6 protein-coding genes are annotated in these 6,030 nt (G+C 60.1%); 5 read left to right on the forward strand and 1 reads right to left on the reverse strand.

The genetic code is table 11. The annotated features are described in order from the left end of the window. A partial coding sequence (locus WBF74_RS14630; RefSeq protein ID WP_424441223.1) for a serine O-acetyltransferase occupies positions 1-404 on the reverse strand: 404 nt, incomplete at its 3' end. Positions 405-605: 201 nt separating this feature from the next. On the opposite strand from WBF74_RS14630, the gene WBF74_RS14635 reads away from it, so the two are divergent. From WBF74_RS14635 to WBF74_RS14655, 5 genes are all read left to right on the forward strand, one after another. Continuing rightward, positions 606-1,409 (forward strand): alpha/beta fold hydrolase, encoded by an 804-nt coding sequence (locus WBF74_RS14635; RefSeq protein WP_424441225.1) that lies wholly within the window; start codon positions 606-608, stop codon positions 1,407-1,409. 8 nt (positions 1,410-1,417) lie between these two features. Next, positions 1,418-2,734 (forward strand): DUF2254 domain-containing protein, encoded by a 1,317-nt coding sequence (locus WBF74_RS14640; RefSeq protein ID WP_424441227.1) that lies wholly within the window; start codon positions 1,418-1,420, stop codon positions 2,732-2,734. Between the two features lie 119 nt (positions 2,735-2,853). Beyond that, positions 2,854-4,392: a sulfatase family protein gene (locus WBF74_RS14645; protein WP_424441229.1), complete on the forward strand. Its 1,539-nt coding sequence runs from the start codon at positions 2,854-2,856 to the stop codon at positions 4,390-4,392. Positions 4,393-4,576: 184 nt separating this feature from the next. Further along, positions 4,577-5,377 (forward strand): enoyl-CoA hydratase, encoded by an 801-nt coding sequence (locus WBF74_RS14650; protein WP_424441231.1) that lies wholly within the window; start codon positions 4,577-4,579, stop codon positions 5,375-5,377. Between the two features lie 167 nt (positions 5,378-5,544). Continuing rightward, the coding region (locus tag WBF74_RS14655; RefSeq protein ID WP_424441233.1) for an SDR family NAD(P)-dependent oxidoreductase at positions 5,545-6,030 on the forward strand (486 nt) is incomplete at its 3' end.

Here is a 6,030-nt window from a genome sequence, read left to right on the forward strand (position 1 = left end):
GCCTTGCGCCCCTGGCTCCAGAGCCAATGCGCCACGCGGTACGCCTGCAGGGCGTGGAACCCTTTGAAAAAGAGAAAGGGCTGCACATAGGAATGGCAGGCCGGGTCGCGCTCGTAATAGGCGACGATATCTGCGCGGCAGGCTTCGGCAATCTCGGGCGAGGCATCAAGCGCCTCTGCCACAAGCTCCCGAAGCTGCATCGCGCGCATCTCGGGATGGGCGAGCTTCTGCGCCAGATGATAGGAGAGCGCGCTCTCGAAATTGCGATGATTGAGAAGCGTGACATAGAGGAAGCTGGCGAGCATGGGCTCACTGGCCGCCATCTCCTCTGCTTCCTTGCGAAGGCGCTCCCATACGGGATCGCAGATCGAAAGCGGCTGGTTACGCTCGACGGGCTTCGACATATCAATACTCCTCGCCATCGTCTGGCAGCGGTACATCCCACCGAACCGGCAACCAAGGCGGAAAGCCGCCACTCAGTCTGAGGGGCGGCGGTTGTCATGAGATTAACACATGGAAAGCGTACAAGCGAGTTCAATGGGAGAACTTGCATTAACCCATGATAATCTTCCCCGAGATTCGATTTTTCTGTGTCGCGGGGTTCCATGCCGGTCATTGCAGCGGGTGATATCGAGATTTTCTATGAGCGCCTCGGCGCCGGTCCCCGCCTGCTCTTCATTTCCGGCACAGGGGGCGATCTGCGAATGCGCCCGAATGTGCTGGATGGCCCGCTCCCCCGTCATTTCGACATGCTGGCCTATGACCAGCGCGGCCTTGGCCGGACCTCGAAACCCGACCGGCCCTATTCCATGGCTGAATATGCCGACGATGCTGTGAATCTCATGGCCGCCATTGGCTGGGGATCGGCGCTGGTCATCGGCGTGTCCTTCGGCGGCATGGTCGCGCAGGAACTGGCCATCCGCCATCCGCATCGGGTGGAAGGGCTGGTGCTCGCCTGTACCTCCCCCGGCGGCGAGGGCGGCGCATCCTACCCGCTTCACACGCTGCTTCACATGAGCCGCGAAGAGCGCGCGCGCCACATGATCCCCATTTCCGATACGCGACACGATGAAGCCTGGGCCAAAGCGAACCCGCAAGCCTATGAGCAGATGGTCGCCTTTGCCGCCAATGATCCCTATGCGGATGAACCGGGACGCGCCATGGGTGCCCGCCGCCAGCTTGAGGCGCGGGCCACGCATGACACATGGAACCGCCTGCCCGAAATACGCTGCCCCACCCTTGTCTGCGGCGGCAAATATGACGGCATCGCCCTTCCCGAAACGCAGGAGAAAATGGCCGCTCGTATTCGTGGCGCGGAACTGCGCATGTTCGAAGGCGGCCACCTTTTCATGTTGCAGGATCGCACCGCCCTTCCCGCTATGGTGGAGTTTCTCAGCGGCAACAATTGAGGTTCGACATGATGTCACGCTGGCGCTGGGTATTTCTCCAGATGACGCGCCGCCTGTGGATGCGGGCCGCGCTCTTTGCAGTTCTCGGCGTCGGCACGGCCCTTGCCGCCATTCTTGTACAAAACATCATTCCCTGGGATTTGCCTACCAATCTTGGCGCAGATTCCGTGGACCGGATTCTGAACATTCTTGCCTCAAGCATGCTGGCAGTCACGACCTTCTCGCTGAGCGTCATGATCGCTGCTTATAGCGCTGCCACCAATAATGTGACACCGCGAGCAACCAAACTGCTGATGCAGGACACAACGACGCAGAATGTTCTCGCCACTTTTGTCGGTTCGTTTCTCTTCAGCCTGGTCGGCATTGTTGCACTGAGTACCGGCATCTATGGCGAACGTGGCCGCGTCGTCCTCTTTATCGTCACACTGGCTGTCATCGTGCTTATCGCGGTCACGATATTGCGCTGGATCGACCATCTCTCACGCCTTGGCAGAATGGGCGAAACGACGGATCGGGTAGAACAAGCCGCCACCAAAGCCATCCTCGCCCGCGCCGCAAGCCCGACACTCGGCGCAAAACCCCTTATCGATGCTGAAAACACTATCCCCGCAGAAGCGGTCCCGATCTTTCGCAAGAAGATCGGCTATGTGCAGCACCTTGATGTGGGTGCGCTCAACGCGGTGGCAGAAAAGCACGAAGGCGAGATTTATGTCGTCTGCCTGCCCGGCGCGTTCGTGCATCACGCGCAACCCCTCGCCTGGGTAACGGGTATTGATGATGAAGGCGCAGAGGACTCCATCCGCGCGGCCTTCACCATCGCAGAGGAGCGCACATTCGATCAGGACCCCCGCTTCGGTCTTGCCGTCATGGCGGAGATCGGGTCACGCGCACTCTCGCCCGCGACCAATGACTCCGGCACCGCCATTGACGTGATCGGCCGCGCCGTGCGGCTGCTCGCCAATTGGAAGCGGATCGAGAATGAAGATGCCGAAGAAGAGGTCCGCTTTCCACGCGTCTTCGTACCACCACTCGACCCGGAGGATATGTTCGACGACATATTCTCTCCTCTCGCACGTGACGGCGCCGGGCTTATCGAAATCCAGATCAGGCTTCTAAAGGCTCTCTCCGCATTGGCGCGGATGGATGACGAAACTTTCCGCTCTGCAGCCATTCGCCATGCGCGCCTCGCGCTCACTCGGGCTGAAGCCGCCCTGCCTGTGGAGGAAGAAAAAGAGGCGCTGCGCACACTTTACGAAGAACTGAAAAGCCAGACGCCGCCGCGCCGCCCTGCCACTTCCATGCCTGTGAGACGCCGCTCAGAATAGCCGTGGCGCGAGCCTCACCACGCGACTACCATTCGCAAGCCACAAAGCCGTTCTCCTTGCTCCTTTGCTCTCTCCCATGTAGATTTAATGGATAACATTAATTCTTTGGGGAAATCCGCATGGGCCGGAAAATTCTTTTCATCACCACCGACCAGATGCGTTTCGATGCCATTGGCGCGAACGGCCAGAAGATTGCGCGCACACCCACGATAGACGCGCTGGCCGCAAACGGCATCAACTACACCCGCGCGCATAATCAGAACGTCGTCTGCATGCCGGCCCGCTCCACCATGATCACGGGGCAATATGTCTCGACGCATGGTGTGTGGATGAACGGCGTGCCGCTGCCGGAAGACGCGCCCTCCGTTGCGAAATATCTCCACGACAAGGGCGGCTACAAGACGGCGCTTATCGGCAAGGCGCATTTCGAACCCTTCCTCGATGCGAAGCAGCAATTCTATGAAACGCAGATGGCGCGCAAGGGCGAGAACGGGCCGCATCGCGGCTTCGACCATATGGAGCTTGCGACGCATTCGCCGCTGATCCTCCACTACGCCGAATGGCTGCGGAAGAATAATCCCGCCGCCTTCGGCATGTTCTATCAGAACCTCACCTCGGATTTTCAGGTGAACTCTGCGGGCGGCGGCGACACGGGCGCATGTCAGGTGCATTTCAATCCGATCCCGCGTGAGCAGTATCACACGGACTGGGTGGCAGACCGCACCATCGACTGGCTCGCCAGCGTCAATGCGGAAGATGACTGGTTCTGCTGGATGAGCTTTCCCGATCCGCACCATCCCTGGGATCCGCCGCAATCGGAACTGCACCGCCACCCCTGGCGCGACACGCCGCTGCCGGAGTTCTATCCGGGCTCGCGGGAAAAGATCGAAGAAATATTGTCCAGGAAGCCTCGTCACTGGATGGAATGGTACACGGGCAAGCGCGTGACCAATTTCGAAGCTCCGCCCGACTTCCGCGCCTGCGACATGACGGCCGATCAGGTGCAGGAGATCAACGCCTTCACCCATGTCGAGAATGAGCTGATCGACGAAGCCATTGCGAAAGTCATGGCCTATATCGAACAGCGCGGCTGGGGCGATGATGTGGACATCGTCTTCACCACCGATCATGGCGAGTTTCAGGGCGAGTTCGGCCTGCTCTTCAAAGGCCCCTATCATGTGGATGCGCTGATGCGCCTGCCGATGATCTGGCGGCCCGCGAAATCCGCAAAGCACGCGCCTGCCGTGGTGGAAAAACCGGTGGGTCAGGTGGACCTTGCACCCACCTTCTGCGAGATCGCGGGCCTGCCCGTGCCCGAATGGATGCAGGGCAAGCCCATGCCGCTGTCAGACGCCGAAGCCGAGAAGCAGGGCCGCGAGCGCGTCTTTACTGAATGGGACTGCGAGCATGTGGATGGCACGACGGTTGGCCTGCGCACCATCTATCGCGACGGCTACACCATCACCGCCTATCTGCCGGGCACCATTTATGACGGCACAGAAGGCGAGCTTTACGACCACAAGGAAGACCCCGGCCAGCTCCGCAACCTCTGGAACGACCCGGCCTATGCCGCGCTGAAATCGGACTTGCTTGCGGACCTGAAAGACGCCCAGCCACCCGTGCGGGAACCGCGCATGGCATGTGTCGCGCCGGTTTGAGGCCGCTACAAGCCAAGATGTCATGCCCGGGCTCGATCCGGGCATCCAACAGCCGCGCGCTCCATGCCATACCGCTCTGGATTGCCGGGCCAAACCCGGTAATGACGGCAGTGGATGGTTGTTGCCAGCCTGCCGCCCCACCTGTATCCCGGGGGGACGGAATAACGCTGCGCGGGAAAAAGAAATGTCCATCACCTCCCCCACACCCCGCATGATCGCCCGCAAGGATGGCGCGATCGGCTGGATGATCTTCAACAATCCCGAACGGCTGAACGCCGTGAGCCTCGATATGTGGGAGGCCGTGCCGGAACTGATCGCGGCCTTCGATGCGGATGAGGAAATCCGCGTCATCGTGCTCACCGGCGCGGGCGACCGCGCCTTCGTGGCCGGCGCCGACATTTCACAATTCGGTGAAAGCCGTTCCACGGCGGAAGGCATCATCGCCTATGAGGAAGCAACGGAGCGCGCCTTCAACGCGATTGCGGCGGCGCAGAAGCCGACCATCGCCATGATCGACGGCTACTGCATCGGCGGCGGGCTTGGCATTGCGCTTTCCTGCGACATGCGGATTGCCGCCGAAGGCTCAACCTTCGGCATACCGGCGGCAAAGCTCGGCCTCGCCTATGGCGCCACCGGCACAGGACGCCTTGTCGATGTTGTCGGCCCATCATTCGCCAAGGAAATCTTCTTCACCGCCCGCCGCTTCACCCATGAAGAAGCGCTTGCTATGGGCCTCATAAACCGCGTGACGACGCGCGACGCGCTTGAGAATTTCACGCGCAATTATTGCGGGATGATCGCAGATAACGCCCCCCTCACCGTCAACACAGCAAAGCAGGTTGTGAACGAGTTCACGAAAGCGCCGAACAGTTTCGATACGGAGAAATGCAACGCGCTGATCGCGCGCTGCTTCGCAAGCGAGGATTATAAGGAAGGCCGCGCCGCCTTCATGGAAAAGAGGAAGCCCGTATTCAAGGGCAAATAGGCTCGCGTCATTGCGAGCGCGGCAAAGCGCTCCAGAACCACCCGCCAGGTATGCCGCTCTGGATCGCCACGGCCACCTTTGTCGGCCTCGCGATGACGGCACTTCTCTTTCCTTCCTTGCTGCGGATAGCATAGCCCCATCAAAACAAATAAATCAGGGAGAGCATCATGGGACGTCTGGACGGCAAGGTCGCCATCATCACCGGCGGCACGAGCGGCATAGGTCGTGGCACGGTCGATCTGTTTCTGAAGGAAGGCGCGAAAGTCGTTGCCGCCGACTTGCAGGACCATAAGGGCGAGACAATGGAGCGCGAACTGGGAGAGAACTTCTCCTATTGCCGCACCAATGTCGCGCATGAGGAAGAGGTGAAGAACCTCGTCGCACATACGATCAGCAAGTTCGGCAGGCTCGATATTCTCTTCAACAATGCCGGATATGGCGGCGTCGGTGGCGAACTTGCCGAGATCGACATGAACGGTTTTGATGAGACAGTCGGTGTACTGCTGAAAGGCGTGGTGCTCGGCTACAAATACGCCGTGCCGCATATGAAGGCACAGCAATCAGGCTCCATCATTTCAACCGCCTCCGTCGCAGGCTTGCAGGCAGGCTTTGGCCCGCTCGTCTATTCCGCCTGCAAGGCCGCCGTACATCAC

This window comes from Parvibaculum sp. (assembly GCF_049672805.1).
In the GTDB taxonomy this organism is placed as follows: domain Bacteria; phylum Pseudomonadota; class Alphaproteobacteria; order Parvibaculales; family Parvibaculaceae; genus Parvibaculum.

Coding starts and splice junctions, on each gene's coding strand:
- WBF74_RS14635 (WP_424441225.1), top strand. CDS start 606: ATGCCGGTCATTGCAGCGGGTGATATCGAGATTTTCTATGAGCGCCTC.
- WBF74_RS14640 (WP_424441227.1), top strand. CDS start 1,418: ATGATGTCACGCTGGCGCTGGGTATTTCTCCAGATGACGCGCCGCCTG.
- WBF74_RS14650 (WP_424441231.1), top strand. CDS start 4,577: ATGTCCATCACCTCCCCCACACCCCGCATGATCGCCCGCAAGGATGGC.
- WBF74_RS14645 (WP_424441229.1), top strand. CDS start 2,854: ATGGGCCGGAAAATTCTTTTCATCACCACCGACCAGATGCGTTTCGAT.